This is a genomic window from Streptomyces sp. NPDC102274, from assembly GCF_044766385.1.
Lineage (GTDB): Bacteria > Actinomycetota > Actinomycetes > Streptomycetales > Streptomycetaceae > Streptomyces.
In genome coordinates this window covers 211,837-233,672 of record NZ_JBIWLW010000011.1, presented here as the reverse complement: position 1 = coordinate 233,672, position 21,836 = coordinate 211,837, and the positions used below count along the sequence as shown (strand labels likewise).

The following is a 21,836-nucleotide window of genomic DNA, read 5'->3' as shown; positions in this document are numbered from 1 at the left end:
GGGCCGGACATGATCACTCCTCGGTGACCTTCGCACCTTTCGCTCGTTTGGCCTGTCGAGCAGCGCCGAGCGACGACGCGTCAGCACATGCGGAAGGGCACCGTCCCCATGCCGACCCACCGACAGCCGACCGACAATGCCACAACGGGCCCGCGTCCCGGCGTCAATGACGCCGAGGCCGCCCTCGTCGAGCACTACCCGCGGCTGGTCCGGCTGGCCTATCTCACCCTCCCTCCCGCGCTGGGCCGCCACCGGCGCGTCCTCACCGCGCACGCCACCGTCCAGCATGTGCTGCCGGGCGCGCGCAAAGGCGATCCGCGGGCGCGGGTGCCCGGACAGCGCACCCCGAGCGGCTCCGCCTACGCCTGGCTACGGGCTCAGGTACTGCGCGCCGCGCTCACCCATGAGCAGCCGCCGCCCTGGTGGCGGGTACGGGCCGCCCGGCCACGGGCCGGACTGCCGCTCGTCGTGGGGCTGCGGCTCTTTCCCCGGGCCGGCGGCACCGACGAACTCGCCCTGGACCAGGCCCTGTCCACGGTCACCGCGCCCGCGCGTGCCGCGCTCGCCCTGCGTGTGCTGGAGGGCCTGTCCGAGCAGGCGGTCCTCGCTCTGCTGGAGGACGCCGGGGTGGCGGAGCCGGCCGCCGCCGTGCGTACGGCGGAACGGCTCGCCGCCCATCGGGACGGCCGGGCCGGAAAGCTGCTCGGCACCGCGGAGTTCGACCCCTGTACGGTGCAGACCCGGCCGACCGATCTGCTGCGGCGCAGGCAGCGCTCCAGGATCGCGGGGGCGGCCGTCGCGATCGCGCTGGCCGGGACGGTGCTGGCGGTCTCCCTGCCCGAGGACGGCTCCCCGGGGCGACCCGTCGCGGGAGGGGGCGCGGACGACTCCCTCTACGGTCCGGCCGGTACGGCGGCGCTCGCCCGCGCCCTCGACCCGGCCCTGCTGGAACGCGCGTCGGAGGGCGCCTGGGCCGGCACCTCCCGGATCGACTTCTCCGTCTGGCCGGCCAGGGGCGGCCGTACCGACGACACCGCGCTGCTGAAGCGCGCGCTGCGCGTCTGGGGCGGCCCGGGGCCCGCCGTCAGGGTCTCCGCCACCCCGGGCACCGGTACGGCGCCGCCCACGCAGCCGCCGCGTCTGCTGTACGCGGGCGACCTGGACGGGGCGGCGGTGGTCCTGCTCCACGACGGCCAGCGGATCGTCCGGTACGCGGAGCCGGTGTCGCGGCGGGTGCCGTTGCCGAGGCGGGGGCCGTTGCCGGCGCCGGAGCCACTGCCGGATCCGGAGATCCGAGGGGGGCCGGCGCCCGGCGGGGAGGCGGGGCAGGCGCCCTCCCTGGACTTCGCCCGTACCGACCAGGCGGACATGACGACGGCCGCCGCGCTCGCGGTCAGCCGTACCCCGGACGGGGCCCGCTATCTGCTCGCCCCGTGGATCGCCCGGTCGGCCACCCGGGATCTGCTGGCGCCCGACACCCCCGCCAGGGACCTCGATGTCTCCGCCGACGGCGTGACCGGCGCCGTACCGGCTCCGGCGTCCGGCGGTGACTGCGTGTCCTGGCCGGTGATGGTGCTGCGCTCCTCGGAAAAGATCGTGGAACGGCACTCGTTCCTCGTCACGGACCTCGGCGACCCCTCACCGGCACATCTCACCTACACCCCGCCTCCCGGCGGCGCGCCCGCGCGTGGCCCCCGCGAGGCCACGGGCGGTCAGGCGCTGCGCAACTGGGCGCGTACCGCGTGCTCGCTGCGTACGCTGCGCGGCTCCGGCGTCCGGGCCGTCAACAACTGGGCGTTCGCCGAGCAGTCGCTCCCGGAATCGGGCGGGCCGTCCACCTGGGTCTGCACCCGGGCCGACACCTGGCGCGGCCCCGGCCGGATCCTGGTGCAGTTCCAGCGGCCCGCGTCCGCGGCGACCGCGCCGGGCACGGTGGTGGCCGAGGCCCGGAACACCGCGTCCTGCGGCAGGTTCGGGCAGCACATCCTGGCGGGGACGCGCTGGAAGTCGCCCTCCGGGAAGTGGTTCCTGCTCGCCGCGGGCAGCCGCGATGTCACCCGGATCGAGGCCACCGGCAGCGTACGGGCGAACGCGACGGCGACGACGCTCGCGGTACGGGCGCCCCGGGAGGGTTCCGTACGGCTGTCGGCGCGGCTCACCGGCGGGGGCAGCCTCCGGGCGGTCGGCTGAGAACCACGAGTCCCGGGCCGGGGCCGGGCCTGGGCTTCCGCTTGGTCTGAGGCCGGGAGGGCCGCCTCAGCACACGTACGGGCGCCGGCGCCCGTCAGCCCGGCCAGACGCCGTTCTCCAGGAAGCGGTCGAGCGTCTCCGTGTACGGCGCGATGTCCAGTCCCTGCCCGGTCAGCCAGGCGTCCGAGTAGTACTTGTCGAGATAGCGGTCGCCCGGATCGCAGAGGAGGGTGACCACACTGCCCTGGCGCCCCTCCGCGACCATCTCCGCGACGATCTTCAGCGCGCTCCACAGCCCGGTGCCGGTGGAGCCGCCCGCCTTCCGACCGATGGCCCGCTCCAAGGCGCGCACGGCGGCGACGCTCGCCGCGTCGGGCACCTTCATCATCCGGTCGATGGCGCCCGGCACGAAGCTCGGTTCCATCCGTGGCCGGCCGATGCCCTCGATCCGGGAGCCGCGCTCGCTGCACGCCTGTGCGTCGTGCCGGGTCCAGCCGTCGAAGAAGCAGGAGTTCTCCGGGTCGGGGACACAGACGCGGGTGTCGTACTGCATGTAGTGGATGTAGCGCGCGATGGTCGCGGAGGTGCCGCCGGTGCCGGCCGTGGCGACGATCCACGCGGGCACCGGATAGCGCTCCAGCCTCAGCTGCTGGTAGATCGATTCGGCGATGTTGTTGTTGCCGCGCCAGTCGGTGGCGCGCTCGGCGTAGGTGAACTGGTCCATGTAGTGGCCGCCGGTTCTGGCCGCCAACCGGGCCGACTCCTCGTACAGCTTCCGTGAGTCGTCCACGAAATGACAGCGCCCGCCGTGGAATTCGATGAGCCGGCACTTCTCCGCGCTGGTGGTACGCGGCATCACGGCGATGAACGGCACCCCGATCAGCTTCGCGAAATACGCCTCGGACACGGCCGTCGAACCGCTGGACGCCTCGATCACCGGTGCGCCGGGTCTGATCCACCCGTTGCACAGCCCGTAGAGGAAGAGCGAGCGGGCGAGCCGGTGCTTGAGACTGCCGGTCGGATGGGTCGACTCGTCCTTCAGATACAGATCGATCCCCCACCGCTCGGGCAGCGGGAAGAGCAAGAGGTGTGTATCGGCTGAGCGGTTGGCGTCGGCCTGGACCTTCCGAACGGCTTCTTTGAGCCATGCCCGGTAGGCGGGATCGCTGCGGTCCACGTCGACGGTCGCCGTCGCCCGGCCGTCCGTGGACGCCGTCGCCCCGCCCGTACCGGATCCGTCTCGTCCAGTCATACGTGCCGTTCCTCGTCCGTCGACCCGGCCCCCGTCCGTCAAAGGTACCGCCATCACCTGCGCAAACATTGACTTTGGGTAGCCATAGGGATCGCTTCTGGCCCCCGCCGGAAACGCGCTCTGGTGCCTGCCCGCATACTTGTGCACACTGCCTTGAGGGGACTTGAGGGGACTGGGCACGGGAATGGGCACGGAGGGGGCTGAAGAGCCATGGCTGAGCCGGAGTTCAGCGCGCGCGGGGTACGGATCGAGCGATGGCCCCGCTCACTCACCAGGGCCGGCCAGGTCCTGATCCAGGACGGCAGGCTGGCCCTGCTGACCAGCTACGGCCGGGTGATCGACAGCGCACCCCTGCGGGCCGTGCACACGGCCAAGCCGTGGTTCGCGGGCAGCGGCAGTACGGTCGCCACCCTGAACGGGATCCGCTACCGGCTGACCATGGGCCAGCGCGGCCGGAGGCCCGACGCGACGGCGCTCGCCGGGCGCTTCATGGACACCGTCAGCAGGGCGAGCCACCCCAAAACCTGAGTCACCGAGCACGCCGCACCGATTCGCCCGAAATCTGTCCGGAACGCGTCCGGTATTCACCGGAAATCCGCCGCGAACGGCGCCTCGGTCCGCCCGAGTTGCGAAGCCGAGCCCCTGGGTTCACTCTGATCTCACATCACTCAGGGTTAACCGGCGGTCACGCTGCGAACCAGCCCCCGCCGGGCGGGATCAGCAGCGTGCCGGCTGCTGGATCCGATCTTCGTCTTCTTCGGGACCTCATGTCGGGGAGTCGTGGCCGTGATCAGCCAGCCCAGCAGGCATTGCACGGTGGAGCTCCAAGCCCTGCCGTCGCGGATCGGACAGGTCCGCAGAATAATCTCGGCGCAATTGCGCTATTGGCAACTCGATCCCTTGATCGACTACGCGGCGCTCGGTGTCACCGAGCTGCTCACCAATGTCCACCGGCACGCACAGCCGGACAAACGGTGCACTGTTGATATCGAGCTGTTGCTCGAACGGCTCATGGTCTCGGTCAGCGACCATGATCCGCGGCTTCCCACGGTCCGCGAAGCGAGTCTTTTCGATACCGGCGGCCGCGGCCTCGCCCTGATAGCGGCGGTGAGCGAGAGCTGGGGCATACGGGCCCGGGGCGACACGGGGAAGAGCATATGGTTCACCCTCCCCGCACCGCCCGCCGCGCTCGCCCTGCCCCTGCGCCCGGTGTACGGCGCGACGACGGACGGCCCCTTCCCCGGCGCCGAGTTCGGCGCCACGACCGGGGAGTACGGGCACGCCTGGGCCAAGTCGGCCGCGATCAGCTGACCGGGACCGCGATCGGCCGTTCCCGAGCCACCCGAACGGTCCACGCTCCACCCGAACGGTCCGCGTTCCGGGAAGGGGAACCCGAGGGCGGGCACAGCGACCGGAGACCCGCCGCGACCCCGGTCCCGGCGGCAGCCCCGCCCCGGCGCCCGCCGAGGCCGCCGGCATTCCTCCCCTCACCCCTTCTCGCCTCCTCCCCCTCCTCGCGCATTTTCTGTACCTACTGGTATGTACAGTGGATCCATGAGCACTCCCGAGCGTCTCATCGAGGCCACCCGAGAGCTGCTGTGGGACCGGGGGTATGTCGGCACCAGCCCCAAGGCGATACAGCAGCGGGCGGGCGCGGGCCAGGGCAGCATGTACCACCACTTCAGCGGCAAGCCCGCGCTGGCGCGGGCCGCGATCGTCCGTACCACCGAGGAGTTGCGGGCCACGGCGGAGGCCGCACTCGGCGGCACTGACACCGGCTCCGGGACCGGGACCGAGGTCGGGGCCGGCTCCGGGACCGCGTCCGCGTCCGCGTACGACCGGATCGCGGCGTATCTGGTGCGCGAGCGCGAGGTGCTGCGCGGCTGTCCGGTCGGACGGCTGACCATGGACCCGGACATCATGGCCGACGAGACCCTGCGCGCCCCGGTCGACGAGACGCTCGACTGGCTGCGCGGCCGGCTGGCCGGAATCGTCCAGGAGGGCCTGGAGCGAGGCGAGTTCCCCGCCGCGCTCGACCCGGCCGAGATCGCGTCGACGGTCGTCGCGACCGTACAGGGCGGGTACGTCCTGGCCCGCGCCTCCGGTTCACCCGCAGCCTTCGACGCGGGGGTGCGCGGACTGCTCGCGCTGCTCGCACCTGCCCGTGATGACCCCAACTCGCCTCGTTCGTAGGACGATTGGCCTCATCCCGTACACACTGTCAGGACCGGGAGCACCCGATGCACGTCATGCAGTACGAGATCACCCTTCCCGCCGATTACGACATGGAGATCATCCGCAAGCGCGTGGCGGAGAGGGGGCCGCTCCTGGACGACTTTCCCGGGCTCGGGCTGAAGGCGTATCTGATCCGGGAGCGCGGAGACGACTCGCCCGTGAACCAGTACGCGCCGTTCTATGTCTGGACCACGCCCGCGGGCATGAACTCCTTCCTCCTCGGGCCGGGGTTCGCGGGCATCGTCCGTGACTTCGGCCGGCCCGAGGTCCAGCACTGGTCCGGGCTCGTGCACGCGGAGGGCCCCGCCCGCGCGAGCCTCCCGCGGACAGCGGTACGCCGCCAGCAGCCTGTCCCGGAGGGGATGGCGCTGTCCGCCCTGGCGGACGAGGCGGTACGGGAAACCGAACGGCTCGCGGGGCTCGACGGGGTGGTGTGCGCGACGCTGGCCCTCGATCCGCGCCACTGGGAGCTGTCGCAGTTCACGCTCTGGGCGCATGACACCCCACGCGCGGTCGGCGACCTTTACCACGTGCTGCATCTGTCCCAGCCGCACCGCGAGGAGTTGAGCGGTGGAGACCGCCGGTGAGCCCGGACCAGGCGCTTCCCGGGGTCCGGAACGCCCGTACGGTCCGTACGGTTCTCGGCGAGGTCGACCCGACCGGGCTGGGCATCTGCGACGCGCACGACCATCTCTTCCTGCGCAGCCCCCGGTTACCGGGCCAGGAGCTGGCCGATCCCGACGCGGCGGCCGGTCGGCTGCGGGAGTTCCGGGCGCTCGGCGGCCGGGCCGTGGTGCAGTGGACGCCGTACGGAATGGGCCGCAGGCCGGCGGACCTCGCCACGCTGTCCCGGGCGGAGCGTGTCCATGTGGTCGCCGCCACCGGGCTGCATCAGGCCGCGCACTACGGCCGGGCGACACTGCGGTCGGCGGGCGAGGATCCGGCCGAACTCTTCGTCAGGGAACTGACGGAGGGGATCGCGGGGACCGGCGTCCGGGCCGGGCTGATCAAGGTGGCCGGGTCGTTCTACGGGATCGACGCGCACGCCCGGCGCACGATGACGGCCGCGGCGCGGGCCCATCACCGTACGGGTGCGCCGATCGCCGTCCATCTGGAGCTGGGAACCGGCGCGCTGGACGTACTCGACCTGCTGTGCGGGAAGTTGGAGGTGGCGGCCGAGCGGGTGATCCTGGGGCATCTGGGCAGATCACCGGATCAGATCACCCAGCGTCTGGTCGCCGAGTCCGGCGCCTATCTGGCTTTCGACGGCCCGTCACGTGCCCATCACGCCACGGACTGGCGGCTGCCCGAGCAGCTGGCCGTGCTCGCGATCGCCGGATTCGGCGACCGGCTGCTGCTGGGCGGGGATACGACTGTGCCGGAGACCCCGGGGATGGCGTATCTGCTGCGTCGGCTGCGCCCGAGGCTCGAAGTCACCCTGGGCGAAAGGATGGTGGAGCGGATTCTCGTGGCGAACCCGGCTCGCGCGCTGAGTTTCCGCGCGCCGTGATCCCCGCCAAGGGACGGGCGCCCGCGTACCGCCCCCGGCCGGTCACGGGGCCAGCGCGCCGAGCGGATCGTCCAGCACCGGCTGCCACGCCACCTCGGCCGCGCCCACCAGGCCGTTGTGGTCGAGGGTGCAGGGCAGGATGGGTACGCCTCCACTGCGGCCCCACAGGCTGCGGTCCGCGACGACGGCGCGCAGCCGTTCCGGGTCGGCGTCGAGCAGTTCCCGGTGGAGTCCGCCGAGGATGATGCGGTCGGGGTTGAGGATATTGACCAGCCCCGCGAGCCCGAGCCCGAGCCGGTCGATCAGTTCCTCGGTGGCTCTCTGTACAGCGGGGTCCGCGTGCTCGGTACGGAGCAGGTCGCGGGCCTGCTGGAGCAGCGAGACCTCGGGGCCCGGGGCGCGGCCGGCCGCGGTGAGGAAGGCGAGCGGGTCGGCCTCGACATCGAGACAGCCCTTGCTGCCGCAGTAGCAGGGGCGGCCCTCGGGGTTGACCGTGAGATGGCCGACTTCCAGGGCGAGGCCCGCACTGCCGGTGTGCAGCCTGCCGTCGAGCACCAGCGCGCCACCGACCCCCCGGTGTCCGGTCGCGACACAGAGCAGGTGCTGGGCGCCGCGTCCGGCGCCGTGCCGATGCTCGGCGAGCGCGGCGAGGTTGACGTCGTTGCCGGTGAACGCGGGGCCCTCGATGCCCGCCGCGCGTACCCGCTCGGCGAAGATCTCCCGCACCGGCGCCCCGGCGGGCCAGGCGAGATGCAGGGGATTGAGCGCCGTGCCCTCCGGCTCGGCGACGGCCGACGGTACGGCGAGCCCCGCGCCGACGCAGCGCAGCCCGGTGGTCCGCAGCAGCCCCGCCCCGGCCTCGACGACCTCCCCGAGGATCTGCGCCGGGTCCGCGGTGACCGTACCGCGGACGGGAGCGGTGGCGACGATCCGGCCGCCGAGCCCGACCAGCGCCGCCCGGAAGCCGTCCGCGTGGACCTGCGCGGCGAGCGCGACGGGCCCCCTGTCGTCGACGGACAGCCGGTGCGAGGGCCTGCCCTGGGAACCGGCGCCGGCGCCGGGACGGGAGTCGACCCGGATCAGACCGAGGGCCTCCAGCTCCGCGGCGACCGCACCCGCCGTGGCGCGGGTGACCCCCAGCTCCGCGGTCAGCACCGCGCGGGTGGGCGCACGGCCGGTGTGCACCAGTTCCAGTGCCGGACCGAGTGCGCCGCGGCCTCTCTCCAGCCTCGTCCGGGCGGTCGTCCCCTTGCCGTTCATGGGGGCGAGTCTCCCATGATCCGCGACCGATGCCGACGGCCCGTCGAGCGATACCGACGGCTTGTGAGGACGGGCCACGGCACCTATGCTCACTTTGTGCCGCACCTAAACAAAGTACGGACGGCTCTCTCGGGAGGACGCGCCGGAGAACCCGGCTCCCGGTCCTCACCGTCCCGCCTCCGCATCGCGCTGACCGTGTTCTTCGCCCTCGACGGTTTCATGTTCGCCGGCTGGGTGGTCCGTATCCCGGCCATCAAGCAGCAGACCGGGGCCTCGGCGAGCGATCTCGGACTCGCGCTGCTCGGCGTCTCCGCGGGCGCCGTCGTGACGATGGTGTTCACCGGCCGGCTCTGCCGGCGCTTCGGCAGCCATCCGGTGACGGTGGTGTGTGCCGTACTGCTCTCGTTGAGCATCGTGCTGCCGCCACAGACCCACTCGGCCCTGACGCTCGGGCTGGTGCTGCTGGTCTTCGGCTCGGCGTACGGAGCGTTGAACGTCTCGATGAACAGCGCGGCCGTCGATATCGTGGCCGCCCTGCGGCGCCCGGTCATCTCCAGTTTCCACGCCGCGTTCAGCCTCGGCGGCATGGTCGGGGCGGGGCTGGGCGGGCTGCTCGCGGGCGGGCTCTCCCCCGCCGTCCATCTCTCCCTGCTGACCGGCCTCGGTCTGCTCGTCACCGCCGTCACCGGCCCCACGCTGCTGCGGCACCCCGCGCCCGTCCCTGAGCGTACGGAGCGGGAGCGCGAGGCGGAGGCGACCGCGAAGGGGACGGCGGCCGCACCGCGGCGGCTCGACCGACGCACCCGACGCCTGGTCCTCCTCTTCGGTGCGATCGCCCTGTGCACGGCCTACGGCGAGGGCGCGATGGCCGACTGGAGCGCGCTCCATCTCACCCAGGATCTGGACGCCACCCCCGGTCTGGCGGCGGCCGGTTACTCGCTCTTCGCCCTCGCCATGACGGCGGGACGGCTGTCCGGTACGGCTCTGCTGGAGCGCCTCGGCCAGACCCGTGCCCTGGTCGCGGGCGGCGTCACGGCAGCGCTCGGCATGCTGGTCGGCGCGCTCGCGCCCACCGCCTGGCAGGCTCTCGCCGGCTTCGCCGTGGCCGGTCTCGGCCTCGCCAATATCTTCCCCGTGGCCATCGGCCGCGCGGGGGCGCTGGCGGGGCCCGGCGGGGTCGCCGCCGCCTCCACGCTGGGGTACGGCGGGATGCTGCTGGGGCCACCCGCGATCGGTTTTCTCGCCGACTGGTTCACGCTGCCCCTCGCACTGACCACGGTGGCCCTGCTGGCGGGCGCCGCCGCACTCATCGGCTACTCGGCGCGGAACGCGTCGGCGGGACCGGCGGAGTCCGCGCGACCGGTGGAGTCCACGGCCTGAGCCGGCGCACCGGCCTGACGTGGAGCGCCGGCCTGAGCCGGCGCGACCGCCTGAGTTGGCGCGACCGGCGGATGAGTAGCCGTACTCAGGCACATCCGTTCGGACCGAACCACCCTTGGGGGGACAACCGCTTCAGGGGAGACAGAGCAATGAATTCAGGATGGCTGACCGGACTCGCGCGGCTGACCTTCGGCAATCGCGCGTCACAGGTCTATCTCGGCCTGGTCGCGGCGGCGACGGTGTTCGTCGCGGTCGACACCCTCTTCGTACAGCACCAGGACGCCTCGTTCGCCGGTGTGTGGCTGTTCTTCCTCGCCGCGCCGACCATCTTCGCGTTCTTCGTCGGCGGCGGGCTGCTGGGCGACGCGGTCGCGGAGTCCGCCGGGTTCCTCTATCCCGCGCTGGTGCTCTCGGTGCTGATCCAGGCGGCGGCCATCGGGGCGTTCGTACGGCTGCTGCGCAACGCGCAGGGTTCGGCGCACCCCCACGGGGCCTGACCCCGGCAGACCGCGGCCGGCCGGCCGGGGTGGCGTCTTGTCCCGGGCCCCGGGCGTGGTCAGACTCGGGCCATGGGGAGACGAATCGCGGGGACCACGCGCAGCGACGCCGAACGGGACGCCATCACGGTCGAGATCGGCTTCGCCGTGCTGACGGGTGCGTTGGCGGCGGGGCTGGTGTACGGCGTCATCGCGGGACCGGCGTGGTACTTCGACCTGCCGGACGCGCTCCGGCACATCGCCGCCGTCGCCGCGGGTCTCACGTTCGTGGCCCGTGTCGTCCAGGTCCTGTGGCGCTTCCCGCGGTCCGGTCGGGGGCCGGCGGGGCAACTCCCGGGTCAGCAGCCCGTCAAGCACGCCGATCAGCCGAGCCAGCCCGGCCGCACCAGCCCGGACTCGTAGGCGAGGACGACCAGTTGGGCCCGGTCGCGGGCGCCCAGCTTCACCATCGTCCTGCTGACATGCGTCTTGGCCGTGAGCGGGCTGACGACCAGTCGGCGGGCGATCTCCTCGTTGGAGAGTCCGATCCCGACCAGGGCCATCACCTCCCGTTCCCGCTCGGTGAGCGCCGACAGTTCCGCGAGGCCCGTCGGCGCCTTGGAGCGGGACGCGAACTCCGCGATGAGACGGCGGGTGACCCCGGGGGACAGCAGCGCGTTCCCCTCCACCACCGCCCGCACCGCGCGCAGCAGTTCCTCCGGTTCGGTGTCCTTGACGAGAAAGCCGGAGGCGCCGGAGCGGATCGCCTCGAAGACGTACTCGTCGAGTTCGAAGGTGGTGAGCATGACCACCTTCACCTGGTCGAGCCGGCCGTCCTCGGTGATCCGGCGGGTCGCGGCGAGCCCGTCGAGCAGCGGCATCCGGATGTCCATCAGCACCACATCGGGGCTCAGTTCACGCACCCGGCGCAGCGCCTCCTCGCCGTCCGCCGCCTCGCCCGCGACCTCGATGTCCGGCTGGGCGGCGAGCAGCGCGCGGAAGCCAGCGCGTACGAGCGACTGGTCGTCGGCGAGCAGTACTCGGATCACGGTGTCTCCTTGGGCGTTCAGGCCCTGCTCAGGCCCTGGGTGTTCAAGTCCGGGCTGGGGCGCCGGGAGTTCGGACCCCGGGGATTCGGACCCCGGGGGATTCGGACCCGGGAGATTCGGACCCGGGGAATCGAACCGCTGTCGGACTTCGGGTGTTCAGTCCTCGGGGCGCAGCGGGAGCGTGGCCCGTACGCGGAAACCGCCGTCCGCGCGCGGGCCGGCCTCGATCGTGCCACCGAGCGCGGCGGCCCGCTCGCGCATGCCGACCAGACCGTTGCCGCCGCCCCCCGCGTCACCGCCGGTGGCCGGACCCGCGTCGTCGATACGCAGCTCCAGCAGCCCTGGCGCGTAACCGAGGCCGATCTCGGCCGTACGGGACCCTGAGTGGCGCACCACATTGGTCAGCGCCTCCTGGATGATCCGGAAGGCGGCCACATCGGTGCCGGGCGGCAGCGCCGCCCGCTCCCCGTCCCGCCGGATGCCGACGGTCAGTCCGGCGCTCGCGGCCTGTTCGACCAGCTCGGGCAGCCGGTCGAGGCCCGGGGCGGGGGCGCGTGGGGCGTCGCCGGGCGTTCTGAGGGTGTCGAGGACCTGCCGTACCTCGCCGAGCGCCTCCTTGCTCGCCGCCTTGATCGTGGTGAGGGCGGTGCGGGCCTGCTCGGGATCGGAGTCGAGCAGGGCGAGCCCCACGCCCGCCTGAACGTTGATGACCGAGATCGAGTGGGCCAGTACGTCGTGCAGCTCACGGGCGATCCGCAGCCGCTCCTCGTTCTCCCGCCGCTTCTTGGCCACCGTGCGTTCGGCGTCCTCCCTGGCCCACTGCTCACGGCGCACCCGGACGAGTTCGGAGGCCGCGCAGAGGGCGACCACGAAGGCCGCGATGACGAGCTCCTGTCCCCAGGGCGCGAGCCGGTCGTGGGCCGGGGGCAGCCACCGGTAGAGCCAGTGCGCGATCAGCAGATGCCCCACCCAGAGCGTGCCGACCGCCCACCAGGCCGCCCGCCGGTGACCCGTGACGATCGCGGCGAAGCTGGCGACCGCGACGGTGACGAAGACCGGTCCGTACGGATAGCCGGCGGCGAAGTACACGAGCGCGGTCGCCGAGACCCCGAACACAACGATGACGGGGTGCTTCCGACGGAACAGCAGCAGTGCTGCCCCGGCGAGCAGCAGCAGCCGCGCGTAGCCGTCCAGGGGCTGCCGATCGGGCTGGCCGGCCGCGGCGAAGGCGGTCCCCACCAGGACGAAGACGGCCAGGAACAGGGTGGACGGCCAGGGCGGCCGGCCTCCCATTCCGCCGGGGCGGCGGGCCCCGGGCAGCCGGAACGGCGCTCCGTCCTGTCCCGGGGGAGCGCCACCGTACGACCAGCGGCCACCGCCGTACGACCGATGGCCGCTGTACGACCAGCGGCCACCGCCGCGCGCCCGGGGAGGACCGCCGCGCCGACACCGGGGGCCGCCGCCCCGGCCTCCGGCCCGGCGCCCTTCCCACCACCGGCCCCGGCGGCTGTGCTGCTCTTCCATACCGGTCACGCTAGACCGGCGGGTGTGTTCCGGGCGTCAGCCGGGCGAGGTGACCACCCCTACTCCCTGGGGAGTACCGGACGCCCCGGCCCTGGGGAGTACCGGACGCCCCGGCGAACCGGCCCGTCATCGCGCCGGGACGTACGGCGGCGGTCCATCAGCCCGACTTCGTACGCGAGGCGCCGCGAGGCGTGCGTGAACAGCTCGTCGCGGGCCTCGGGACGCGGGCTCCGAGTTGCCGCCCGGAGCCGGCCGCTCTCCCGGTCAGGGCCCGTCGCTCACTCCCGGGCGTCCGCCTCCGGCGCACCCGTCACTCCCGCCACACCGGGCTCCGGCGTCCCGCTGTCCGGCGTCCCGGTCTCGCCCGGCTGTCGGCGGTCCAGCAGATCCAGCGCGCGGCGGGCCAGTGGACGGGTCCGCACGACACCGGCCAGCGTGGTCGAACCGCGGGTGATGTCCGCGAACATGTTCCACGCCGGGCGCAGCCCCGTGATCGCCGCGTGCAGCAGTCCCGGCCTGCGCTCGAAGATGGCCAGCATCCGCCGGCCGACGCCCATCTCCACGCCGAGCCCGGCCTTGATGGCGAACGCGTAGTTCAGCGCCTGACGGCGGGCGTCCACGGCGTCGTGCGACTCCGAGATCCGTACCGCCCACTCCCCCGCGAGCCGCCCGGAGCGCAGGGCGAAGGAAATCCCCTCCCTGGTCCACGGTTCGAGCAGCCCCGCCGCGTCCCCGCACACCAGCACCCGGCCGCGCGACAGCGGTGAGTCCTCGCTGCGGCACCGGGTCAGATGCCCGGACGAGACCGCCGGTTCGAACCCGGCGAGCCCGAGCCGGGCGATGAAGTCCTCCAGATAACGCTTGGTGGCGGCGCCCTCGCCGCGCGCCGAGATCACCCCGACGGTGAGCGTGTCGCCCTTCGGGAACACCCATCCGTAACTCCCGGGCAGCGGACCCCAGTCGATCAGCACCCGCCCCGCCCAGTCCTCGGCGACCGTCGCCGGTACCGGAATCTCGGCCTCGAGCCCCAGGTCCACCTGGTCCAGCTTCACACCGACATGAGCGCCTATCCGGCTGGCACTGCCGTCCGCGCCGACCACGGCCCGCGCCAGCACCGTCTCGCCGTCCGCCAGGACGACGGCGACCGTACGGCGGTCGGGCACGGCCGGGCCGTGCTGTTCGACGCGCGAGACCGTCACACCGGTACGGAGCACCGCGCCGGCCTTCTGCGCGTGTTCCACCAGGCTCGCGTCGAACTCCGGGCGGTTGATGAGCCCGAAGAGCATGCGCTTGGAGCGGCGGGTACGGGCGAGCTTGCCGTTCAGGGAGAAGGTCACCGCGTGCACCCGGTCCCGGAACGGCAACTCGAAGCCCGGGGGCAGTGAGTCGCGCGAGGGCCCGATGATCCCGCCCCCGCAGGTCTTGTAGCGGGGCAACTCGGCTTTCTCCACCAGCAGCACCTGACGGCCCGCGACCGCCGCCGCGTATGCCGCGGAGGCTCCCGCCGGCCCTGCGCCGACCACGACGACATCCCACACCGGCTCGTCGTGCTCGCTTCCGGCGTCTGCGTTCTCGCTGCTCACGATGTGCTTCTGCTCCTGATCCGACCGGTGGCCCCTGCTGTCGAACGGCATCCTACGGCGCTGGCTCGGTGAACCCGCTGTGGGAGGATCGGCAGTGACTTCGACGTACACCCGACTGAGACAACGTCGTACCCACCAGGAGCGTGCCCATGACCGCGAATCCGATCGCCGAGACCATAGCGTCGCTGATGCCCCGTGCCCGTACGGAGCTCGCGGAGCTGGTGTCCTTCCGGTCAGTGGCGGATCCCGCGGTGTTCCCCAGGAGCGAGTGCGAGGCCGCCGCGGGCTGGGTCGCCGACGCGCTGCGTACCGAGGGGTTCCAGGATGTCGCGCTACTCGACACCCCGGACGGCACCCAGTCCGTCTACGGCCTGCTGGCGGGCCCCGAGGGTGCGCCCACGGTGCTGCTCTACGCCCACTACGACGTACAGCCGCCGCTGGACGAGGACGCCTGGGTGACACCGCCCTTCGAGCTGACCGAGCGCGACGGCCGCTGGTACGGACGCGGGGCGGCCGACTGCAAGGGCGGCTTCCTGATGCATCTGCTGGCGCTGCGCGCTCTCCAGGCGAACGGCGGGGTACCGGTGAACGTCAAGGTGATCGTGGAGGGTTCGGAGGAGCAGGGCACCGGCGGTCTGGAACGGTACGCGGAAGCCCACCCGGAGCTGCTGGCCGCCGACGCCGTCGTCGTCGGCGACACCGGTAACTTCCAGCTGGGCCTGCCGACGGTCACGGCCACGCTGCGCGGCATGACCACGGTCCGGATCTCGGTCGACACCCTCGAAGGCAACCTGCACTCGGGCCAGTTCGGCGGAGCGGCGCCCGACGCGCTCGCCGCGCTCATCAGGGTGCTCGACTCGCTGCGCGCCGAGGACGGCTCCACCACCGTGGACGGGCTGGCCTCGGACTCCGTCTGGGACGGACTGGCCTACGGTGAGGCCGACTTCCGCAAGGACGCCAAGGTGCTCGACGGTGTCGGTCTGATCGGCGAGGGCACGGTCGCCGACCGGATCTGGGCCCGCCCGGCCGTGACCGTCCTGGGCATCGACTGCCCGCCCGTGGTGGGCGCCACCCCCTCGATCCAGGCGAGCGCGCGGGCGACGGTCAATCTGCGGGTTCCGCCGGGCCAGGACACGGCCGAGGCGACCGCACTGCTCTTCTCCCACATCGAGAAGCACACGCCGTGGGGTGCGCGGGTCGCGGTGGAGCAGATCGGTCAGGGCCAGCCGTTCCGCGCGGACACCTCCAGCCCCGCGTACACCGCGATGGCCGACGCGATGCGCGTGGCGTATCCCGGCCAGGAGATGCAAGCCTCCGGAATGGGCGGCTCCATCCCGCTCTGCAACACCCTGGCCGAGCTGTATCCGCGCGCGGAGATCCTGCTGATCGGGCTGAGCGAGCCGGAGGCGCAGATCCACGCGGTGAACGAGAGCGTCTCCCCCGAGGAGTTGGAGCGCCTGTCGGTCTCCGAGGCCCTGTTCCTGGTCAACTACGCACGGTCCAAGCGCGTTTGACGGGACTTGAGAGGCCCTGAGCTGGACCGGAGCGGGAAACAGGAGCGGGAGCCGAGCGGGACCGGAGCCGGACCGGCGCAGACCTGACGGGGCTGTGGGGAGGCCGTCAGCCCACCGGGATCCCGTCCTCCAGGTTGAGTACGGTCCCGCGCTCCCTGGCCCGCAGGGCCCAGCGCAGCCGTGCGTAACGGGCGGGCGGCAGCAGCCGCCCCGCCTCCTCCTCGCCGACGAAACGCCAGGCCCGCAGCTCGGGCCCCGGCAGCGCCAGTTGTCCGGCGAGGCGCGCCGGGAGCAGACCGCCGTCGAAGAGCAGCCGCAGTCCGCCGTAGCCCGGCGGTCTCGGCGGTTCCCAGTCGACGACCAGCAGGCCGGGCACATCGGTGAGTTCAATGCCTATCTCTTCGGCGACCTCACGTATCCCGGCGCGGGCGGGCGCCTCACCGGCCTCCACCACACCGCCGGGAAACTCCCAGCCGGGCTTGTACGTGGGATCGACGAGCAGGACCCGGTCCTGCTCGTCGAAGAGCAGGACGCCCGCCGCGACGGTCTCGGCGGTCGGCTCGGGAGTCTGCACGATCTCGCAGACTCCCGCCGTGCCGGTCCGTACCGCTTCCGCGAGACAGACGGCGGTCTCACGCACCGTGAGACCGGTGTTGTCGATCACGAGGGCGTCGCCCGTAAGCCAGCCGAGCGCCGCGCGGTAGGGCTCGATGTACGCGTCGCCCCCGCGCCGGCCGCGCTCGTTCACCCCATGCCCGCCCGGGTCGTCCTCACGGGCCTCACGTGCCGCGATCCGTCCGCGCAGGATCGTTTCATCTGTTGTCAGCAACACGTGCCGTACGGGGATCCGACGCGAGGCGAGCCCGCCGAAGATCTCATCCCGGTACTCCTGGCGCAGCAGTGTCATCGGCACGACGAGCGCCCCGCCCACCTCGGCCAGCAGAGCCGCCGCCGTGTCGACCACCAGACGCCGCCAGATCGGCAGGTCCTGGAAGTCGGTCACCTCGGCGAGCCGCTTCTGCGGCAGCAGCTCCGTCAGTGTCCCGCCGATCAGATCGGGTTCGTACAGAGTGCAGTTCGGGATCAGGTCGATCAGTTCGCGCGCGGTGCTGGACTTGCCCGCTCCGAACGCACCGTTGATCCAGACGATCACGGTTCCCCCTCTTCCATAGCCCTCAGTGGACTGCCCGCAACACCCTGCCCCGGAAACCCCCGGGCAGACCGGGGAGCCCGCACCGGCCGACCGTCGTGTCCGAGCTGTGTCCGGATCGAGGTCGTCCTGAGGCCCCCTGGGCGTCTCCTGTACGGACCGATGTCCCCGCCGGGCCGTAACACAACCCCGAGGGACGTCGTTGAGAGCTCGACAGGGCAAGGGGGTAACCAATGCGCCGGACGGTGCTGGAGAAGTTTCCCGCGGGAGGACCGCGCGGCAGCTGGCCCGCGGAGGAGTTCGCGCGGGCACGGCGGGACGAGGGCACACCGGCCGAGGTCGTGATGGATCTCGACTCGGACGTGTTCCTCGTCGTCGTACCGCACCAGGCGACCGACTCGGGCTCCTGCGGCGCCAAGTGACGCCTACGCCACGGGGAATCGGCCCGACCGGAACACCGACCGCGGCCGACCCACCGCCGCCCGCCACGCCGCCACCCGCCCCACTGCCGCGCGCCAGGCGGTCCGCGCTGACGCTCGCGCTCGCGGGCCTCGCCGTATCGCTGAGCGCCACCCCGGCGGCAGCCGACAGCAGCGCCTGCACCCACCACTTCTCGGGACCGCAGATCTGTATCAGGCTGGAGGGGCAGGGCGGCCGGAACGCGATCACCGGGATCTGGACCAATCCGCCGAGGGAGGTCACCTCCCGCACCGTGTCCCTGTTCCGGAACGGACAGCTCATCGACAGGGCGACGGCCACCCGTTCCGGCAGGGCGCTGACGCACAGTTGGCCGGCCGAGGACGCGGGCAACGACACCGAGTTGTGTGTGAGGTTCCGGGGCAGCAAGCGCATGGCCTGCCAGACGACCCGCTGAGCCCTCGGGGCGAGCGCGCGTGCCGGACACCGCGAGCCGGGCGGGATTGGTCGGACACGGTCTGGCCAAGAGTTGTCCCGTTGTCCCCGGCGGGTGCGCGACGACAGCTACGCACTGATCCACCAGGGACAACGGGACAGCCCTTAGACCAGCAGGTCCGAAGTCCCGTCCCGTCCGCCGAGCGCGGCGGCGGCCGCCGCGCCCACCAGACCCGCGTCCCGCCCGGTCAGCGCCGGGGCGATCTTGATCCCCTGGACGAAGGAGAGCGAGGCGTAGTCCTGGAGCGAGCGGCGCAGCGGTGCGAAGAGCACCTCGCCCGCGTTCGCCACTCCGCCGCCGATGACCGCGATGCGGATCTCGACCAGGGTGGCGGTCGCGGCGATCCCGGCGGCCAGTGCCTGGGCGGCCCGCTCGAAGGAGGCGATCGCGACCGGATGCCCGGCCCGCGCGGCGGCGGCCACCGCCGCCGCGGAGGTGTCACCGTCGGGTCCCGGCTCCCAGCCGCCCTCCAGCGCCCTGCGGGCGATATTGGGGCCGCTGGCGATACGTTCCACACAGCCGCGGCCGCCGCACGGGCAGAGATCGCCGTCCAGGTCCACACTGATGTGGCCGATGTGCCCGGCGTTGCCGGTGGGTCCCGGGTGGAGCTTGCCGTTCAGGACGAGCCCGCCGCCGACCCCCGTGGAGACGACCATGCACAGCGCGTTGTCATAGCCGCGGGCGGCGCCCTGCCAGTGTTCCGCGGCGGTGATGGCGACGCCGTCCCCGACGAGCGTCACCGGCAGCCCGCCGGTGACCATCCGCACCCGCTCCACCAGTGGAAAGTCGCGCCAGCCCGCGACGTTGACCGGGCTGACCGTGCCGGCCGAGGCGTCCACGGGGCCGGCGCTGCCGATGCCCATCGCCGTGGACGACGCCCAGAGCGGGGACGCGGACACCTCGGCGAGGACCGCCTCGACGGCGCGCATCACCGTCTCGCCGTCCTCCCGCGCGGGGGTGGGGCGTTGTGCCCGTACGAGGATCCTGCCGTTGCCGTCCACCAACGCGCCGGCGATCTTGGTGCCGCCGATGTCGAGTGCGGCAACGGGGTCGGTATGCATCGGTGTGGGATCTCCCGGCGATGAGGTATCCCCGCGTATACCGGGGATGGACGGAACAGCGGCTTCGATGAACAGTCTCCATTCCCCTGACAACGTTGTCCAGGGCCTATGCTCGACGCCACAGCCGTGGCGGGCAAACCCACGGCAAAGTGACCGGCGAACGAACGCCGGAACACTGAAGCAACGACGACAGGACAGCGCACTGTGGCCGACAACACCCGCCGCTCCGAGCCCCGTTACGGCAACAGGCCCACGATGAAGGATGTGGCCGCACGTGCCGGAGTTGGACTCAAGACGGTCTCCCGGGTGGTCAACGGAGAGCCGGGTGTCACACCCGACACCGAGCGCCGGGTCCAGGAGTCCATCGACGCGCTGGGATTCCGCCGCAACGACTCGGCGCGAGTGCTGCGCAAGGGCCGCACCGCCAGCATCGGCCTGGTCCTGGAGGACCTCGCGGACCCCTTCTACGGGCCGCTGAACCGCGCCGTGGAGGAAGTCGCCCGCGCCCATGGCGCGTTGCTGATCAACGGATCGAGCGCCGAGGACCCGGACCGCGAGCAGGAATTGGTGCTGGCCCTCTGCGCGCGCCGGGTGGACGGGCTGATCGTGATCCCCGCCGGGCACGACCACCGCTATCTGGAACCGGAGATCAAGGCCGGGGTCGCGACGGTCTTCGTGGACCGTCCGGCCGGGCGGATCGACGCGGACGCCGTACTCTCCGACAGCTTCGGCGGAGCCCGCTCGGGGGTCGCCCATCTGATCGCGTACGGTCATCGCAGGATCGGCTTCATCGGCGACCAGCCCCGTATCCACACGGCGAGCGAACGGCTGCGCGGCTATCGCACGGCGATGGCGGACGCGGGGCTCGCGATACACGACGACTGGGTCTCGCTCGGCACGACGGCCCCGAGGCGGGTACATGACGCCGTCGTCGCGATGCTCGCGGGGCCCGAACCGGTCACCGCGATCTTCACGGGCAACAACCGCGTGACGGTGACGGTCGTACGAGTACTGGCCGCGCACGACCGGCCCGTCGCCCTGGTCGGTTTCGACGACATCGAACTCGCCGATCTGCTGGACCCCGGCGTCACGGTCATCGCGCAGGACGCGGCGACCCTGGGCCGTACGGCGGCGGAGCGGCTCTTCCACCGGCTCGACGGGGCGGCCGACGCCCCGGCACAGGTGGTGCTGCCGACGCGGCTGATCGCCCGCGGTTCGGGAGAGATCCCGCCTCCGGCGCAGGAGTAGCAGCGCGGGGGCGACGGCTCGTCGCCGCCCCCTATCCCTCGCGGGCGCGGGGGCGGGAGCGGCGACGAGGGCCCCGCTACGGAGTGACGCGGGCCCCGCTACGGAGTGCTGACCGTCAGGTCCGCGCGGCGCGGGATCGCGAAGGTCTCCAGCTCGGCGCGGGTCAGGCCGGTCAGCCCGGTGACCTCGTCGCCGTCGAGGGCGCCGCAGTCGAGTCCGCGCAGCAGATAGCCGCTGAGCGCCTTGGCGGTGGCGGGTTCGTCCATCACATCGCCGCCCGCCTTGGCGACATAGGCGGCCAGCCGGGCGGCCGCCGGCGCCAGGCCCTCGCGGTAGAACGCGTAGACGGCGGCGTAGCGGGTCGGCAGATGGCCCGGGTGCATGTCCCAGCCCTGGTAGTAGGCGCGGGCGAGCGCGCGCCTGGTGAGGCCGTAGTGCAACTTCCACGCCTCGTGGACCTGTGCGGTGGGCCCGACCGGCAGGACGTTGGTGGAGCCGTCGCAGACCCGTACGCCCGTTCCGGCGGCGGCGACCTGCATGACGGCCTTGGCGTAGTCGGCGGCCGGGTGGTCGCTCGACTGGTAGGCGGCGCTGACCCCGACGCAGGCGCTGTAGTCGAAGGTGCCGTAGTGCAGCCCGGTGGCCCGGCCGTCGGCCGCGTCGATCATCCGGGCCACGGTGGCGGTGCCGTCCGCCGCGAGGATCGACTGACTGGTCTCGATCTGGATCTCGAACCCGATCCGGCCCGGCTCCAGACCGCGCGCCTTCTCGAACTCCCCGGCCAGCCGCGCCATCGCGGCGACCTGTTCGGGGTAGGTGACCTTGGGGAGCGTCAGAACCAGCCCCTCGGGAAGGCCGCCCGCCTCCATCAGTCCGCTCAGGAAGATGTCGAGGGTCCTGATCGCCCGGTCGCGCGGGGCGGCTTCCAGGCACTTCATGCGGATGCCCATGTACGGGGCGGCGGTGCCGTTCCCGTACGCCTCGTGGACCAGCCGGGCGGCGCGGGCGGCGTCCTCGTCCTCCTCCTGGCCGGTGCGGGGGCCGTAGCCGTCCTCGAAGTCGATGCGCAGGTCCTCGACGGGCTCGCGGCCCAGCTTGTCCCGTACGCGCTCGTACACCGGTCCGGCCAGTTCGTCGGAGAGGCCGAGCACCCGCGCCAGCGAGGCGGCGTCGGGGGCGTGTGCGTCGAGGGCGGCGATCGCCTGGTCGCCCCAGGAGCGGATGGTGTCCGCGGTGAAGGCGTCGCCGGGTACGTAGACGGTGTGGACGGGCTGGCGGGTGCCCGGTTCGCCGGGGTAGCGGCGGGCCAGCTCCGCGTCGACCGACGCGAGGGAGGCGCCGACGGCCGCGCCGACCGCGTCCGGGAGACTCGTGGCCACCTTCTCCTGCTGCCCCATTCCCACACCCTCCAACTTTCCGCTCTGCGGAATCAACAATCCGTTGAATGAAGTTAATCGGCAGGCTCGCGCCGCGTCAACGACGCGGGGCCAC

21 protein-coding genes are annotated in these 21,836 nt (G+C 72.5%); 13 read left to right on the top strand and 8 right to left on the bottom strand.

Annotation, left to right across the window (positions count from 1 at the left end):
- Window positions 1-108 precede the first annotated feature (108 nt).
- The gene (locus tag ACIRQP_RS18020; protein ID WP_403890564.1) at window positions 109-2,190 is read left to right on the top strand and encodes a hypothetical protein; all 2,082 of its coding nucleotides are present in this window, start codon (window positions 109-111) and stop codon (window positions 2,188-2,190) included.
- Between the two features lie 94 nt (window positions 2,191-2,284).
- Here ACIRQP_RS18020 and ACIRQP_RS18015 read toward each other — a convergent pair whose 3' ends face one another.
- The gene (locus tag ACIRQP_RS18015) at window positions 2,285-3,442 is read right to left on the bottom strand and encodes a PLP-dependent cysteine synthase family protein (RefSeq protein ID WP_403890561.1); all 1,158 of its coding nucleotides are present in this window, start codon (window positions 3,440-3,442) and stop codon (window positions 2,285-2,287) included.
- A 210-nt stretch (window positions 3,443-3,652) separates the two neighbouring features.
- Here ACIRQP_RS18015 and ACIRQP_RS18010 point away from each other — a divergent pair, with 210 nt between their 5' ends.
- The 5 genes from ACIRQP_RS18010 (at window position 3,653) to ACIRQP_RS17990 (ending at window position 7,187) form a co-directional block, all read left to right on the top strand.
- Window positions 3,653-3,970 carry a hypothetical protein gene (locus ACIRQP_RS18010; RefSeq protein WP_403890558.1) on the top strand — a complete coding sequence of 106 codons (318 nt, stop codon included), beginning with the start codon at window positions 3,653-3,655 and terminating at the stop codon, window positions 3,968-3,970.
- A gap of 258 nt (window positions 3,971-4,228) precedes the next feature.
- On the top strand, window positions 4,229-4,753 hold the full coding sequence (locus ACIRQP_RS18005) for an ATP-binding protein (protein WP_403890555.1): 525 nt from the start codon (window positions 4,229-4,231) through the stop codon (window positions 4,751-4,753).
- A gap of 243 nt (window positions 4,754-4,996) precedes the next feature.
- Window positions 4,997-5,635, top strand: a complete 639-nt coding sequence (locus ACIRQP_RS18000) for a TetR/AcrR family transcriptional regulator (RefSeq protein ID WP_403890552.1) — start codon at window positions 4,997-4,999, stop codon at window positions 5,633-5,635.
- Between the two features lie 47 nt (window positions 5,636-5,682).
- On the top strand, window positions 5,683-6,264 hold the full coding sequence (locus ACIRQP_RS17995) for a DUF4865 family protein (RefSeq protein WP_403890549.1): 582 nt from the start codon (window positions 5,683-5,685) through the stop codon (window positions 6,262-6,264).
- Window positions 6,261-7,187, top strand: coding sequence for a phosphotriesterase (locus ACIRQP_RS17990; RefSeq protein WP_403890546.1), 927 nt, complete (start codon window positions 6,261-6,263; stop codon window positions 7,185-7,187). Before ACIRQP_RS17995 ends, ACIRQP_RS17990 begins: the two co-directional genes overlap by 4 nt.
- Before the next feature lie 42 nt (window positions 7,188-7,229).
- Here the strand turns inward: ACIRQP_RS17990 and ACIRQP_RS17985 are convergent, their stop codons facing one another.
- Window positions 7,230-8,447 (bottom strand): ROK family protein, encoded by a 1,218-nt coding sequence (locus tag ACIRQP_RS17985; RefSeq protein ID WP_403890543.1) that lies wholly within the window; start codon window positions 8,445-8,447, stop codon window positions 7,230-7,232.
- 96 nt (window positions 8,448-8,543) lie between these two features.
- Between ACIRQP_RS17985 and ACIRQP_RS17980 the strand changes: the two genes are divergently transcribed.
- From ACIRQP_RS17980 to ACIRQP_RS17970, 3 genes are all read left to right on the top strand, one after another.
- On the top strand, window positions 8,544-9,827 hold the full coding sequence (locus ACIRQP_RS17980; RefSeq protein WP_403890541.1) for an MFS transporter: 1,284 nt from the start codon (window positions 8,544-8,546) through the stop codon (window positions 9,825-9,827).
- A gap of 149 nt (window positions 9,828-9,976) precedes the next feature.
- Window positions 9,977-10,324 carry an SCO4225 family membrane protein gene (locus tag ACIRQP_RS17975; RefSeq protein ID WP_403890538.1) on the top strand — a complete coding sequence of 116 codons (348 nt, stop codon included), beginning with the start codon at window positions 9,977-9,979 and terminating at the stop codon, window positions 10,322-10,324.
- Between the two features lie 72 nt (window positions 10,325-10,396).
- The gene (locus ACIRQP_RS17970; RefSeq protein ID WP_403890535.1) at window positions 10,397-10,726 is read left to right on the top strand and encodes a DUF6332 family protein; all 330 of its coding nucleotides are present in this window, start codon (window positions 10,397-10,399) and stop codon (window positions 10,724-10,726) included.
- Here the strand turns inward: ACIRQP_RS17970 and ACIRQP_RS17965 are convergent.
- From ACIRQP_RS17965 to ACIRQP_RS17955, 3 genes are all read right to left on the bottom strand, one after another.
- Window positions 10,687-11,352, bottom strand: coding sequence for a response regulator (locus tag ACIRQP_RS17965; protein WP_403890532.1), 666 nt, complete (start codon window positions 11,350-11,352; stop codon window positions 10,687-10,689). The two genes, ACIRQP_RS17970 and ACIRQP_RS17965, sit on opposite strands and share 40 nt — an antisense overlap.
- 156 nt (window positions 11,353-11,508) lie before the next feature.
- Window positions 11,509-12,645 carry a histidine kinase gene (locus tag ACIRQP_RS17960; protein ID WP_403890673.1) on the bottom strand — a complete coding sequence of 379 codons (1,137 nt, stop codon included), beginning with the start codon at window positions 12,643-12,645 and terminating at the stop codon, window positions 11,509-11,511.
- 509 nt (window positions 12,646-13,154) lie between these two features.
- Window positions 13,155-14,459, bottom strand: coding sequence for a geranylgeranyl reductase family protein (locus tag ACIRQP_RS17955; RefSeq protein ID WP_403890529.1), 1,305 nt, complete (start codon window positions 14,457-14,459; stop codon window positions 13,155-13,157).
- Window positions 14,460-14,608: 149 nt separating this feature from the next.
- On the opposite strand from ACIRQP_RS17955, the gene ACIRQP_RS17950 reads away from it, so the two are divergent.
- Window positions 14,609-15,973 (top strand): dipeptidase, encoded by a 1,365-nt coding sequence (locus tag ACIRQP_RS17950; protein ID WP_403890526.1) that lies wholly within the window; start codon window positions 14,609-14,611, stop codon window positions 15,971-15,973.
- A gap of 106 nt (window positions 15,974-16,079) precedes the next feature.
- Here ACIRQP_RS17950 and ACIRQP_RS17945 read toward each other — a convergent pair whose 3' ends face one another.
- Window positions 16,080-17,126: an NUDIX domain-containing protein gene (locus tag ACIRQP_RS17945; protein WP_403890523.1), complete on the bottom strand. Its 1,047-nt coding sequence runs from the start codon at window positions 17,124-17,126 to the stop codon at window positions 16,080-16,082.
- 230 nt (window positions 17,127-17,356) lie between these two features.
- Between ACIRQP_RS17945 and ACIRQP_RS17940 the strand changes: the two genes are divergently transcribed.
- Window positions 17,357-17,545, top strand: coding sequence for a hypothetical protein (locus ACIRQP_RS17940; RefSeq protein WP_356516437.1), 189 nt, complete (start codon window positions 17,357-17,359; stop codon window positions 17,543-17,545).
- Window positions 17,542-17,997 (top strand): hypothetical protein, encoded by a 456-nt coding sequence (locus ACIRQP_RS17935; protein ID WP_403890519.1) that lies wholly within the window; start codon window positions 17,542-17,544, stop codon window positions 17,995-17,997. Before ACIRQP_RS17940 ends, ACIRQP_RS17935 begins: the two co-directional genes overlap by 4 nt.
- A 143-nt stretch (window positions 17,998-18,140) precedes the next feature.
- Here ACIRQP_RS17935 and ACIRQP_RS17930 read toward each other — a convergent pair whose 3' ends face one another.
- Window positions 18,141-19,097, bottom strand: coding sequence for an ROK family protein (locus tag ACIRQP_RS17930; protein WP_403890516.1), 957 nt, complete (start codon window positions 19,095-19,097; stop codon window positions 18,141-18,143).
- Between the two features lie 204 nt (window positions 19,098-19,301).
- Here ACIRQP_RS17930 and ACIRQP_RS17925 point away from each other — a divergent pair, with 204 nt between their 5' ends.
- The gene (locus ACIRQP_RS17925) at window positions 19,302-20,345 is read left to right on the top strand and encodes a LacI family DNA-binding transcriptional regulator (RefSeq protein WP_403890513.1); all 1,044 of its coding nucleotides are present in this window, start codon (window positions 19,302-19,304) and stop codon (window positions 20,343-20,345) included.
- Window positions 20,346-20,443: 98 nt separating this feature from the next.
- Here ACIRQP_RS17925 and ACIRQP_RS17920 read toward each other — a convergent pair whose 3' ends face one another.
- On the bottom strand, window positions 20,444-21,742 hold the full coding sequence (locus ACIRQP_RS17920) for a DUF6986 family protein (RefSeq protein ID WP_403890510.1): 1,299 nt from the start codon (window positions 21,740-21,742) through the stop codon (window positions 20,444-20,446).
- Window positions 21,743-21,836 lie beyond the last annotated feature (94 nt).

Coding starts and splice junctions, on each gene's coding strand:
- ACIRQP_RS18020 (WP_403890564.1), top strand. CDS start 109: ATGCCGACCCACCGACAGCCGACCGACAATGCCACAACGGGCCCGCGT.
- ACIRQP_RS18015 (WP_403890561.1), bottom strand. CDS start 3,442: ATGACTGGACGAGACGGATCCGGTACGGGCGGGGCGACGGCGTCCACG.
- ACIRQP_RS18010 (WP_403890558.1), top strand. CDS start 3,653: ATGGCTGAGCCGGAGTTCAGCGCGCGCGGGGTACGGATCGAGCGATGG.
- ACIRQP_RS18000 (WP_403890552.1), top strand. CDS start 4,997: ATGAGCACTCCCGAGCGTCTCATCGAGGCCACCCGAGAGCTGCTGTGG.
- ACIRQP_RS17995 (WP_403890549.1), top strand. CDS start 5,683: ATGCACGTCATGCAGTACGAGATCACCCTTCCCGCCGATTACGACATG.
- ACIRQP_RS17985 (WP_403890543.1), bottom strand. CDS start 8,447: ATGAACGGCAAGGGGACGACCGCCCGGACGAGGCTGGAGAGAGGCCGC.
- ACIRQP_RS17975 (WP_403890538.1), top strand. CDS start 9,977: ATGAATTCAGGATGGCTGACCGGACTCGCGCGGCTGACCTTCGGCAAT.
- ACIRQP_RS17970 (WP_403890535.1), top strand. CDS start 10,397: ATGGGGAGACGAATCGCGGGGACCACGCGCAGCGACGCCGAACGGGAC.
- ACIRQP_RS17960 (WP_403890673.1), bottom strand. CDS start 12,645: ATGGGAGGCCGGCCGCCCTGGCCGTCCACCCTGTTCCTGGCCGTCTTC.
- ACIRQP_RS17950 (WP_403890526.1), top strand. CDS start 14,609: ATGACCGCGAATCCGATCGCCGAGACCATAGCGTCGCTGATGCCCCGT.
- ACIRQP_RS17940 (WP_356516437.1), top strand. CDS start 17,357: ATGCGCCGGACGGTGCTGGAGAAGTTTCCCGCGGGAGGACCGCGCGGC.
- ACIRQP_RS17930 (WP_403890516.1), bottom strand. CDS start 19,097: ATGCATACCGACCCCGTTGCCGCACTCGACATCGGCGGCACCAAGATC.
- ACIRQP_RS17920 (WP_403890510.1), bottom strand. CDS start 21,742: ATGGGGCAGCAGGAGAAGGTGGCCACGAGTCTCCCGGACGCGGTCGGC.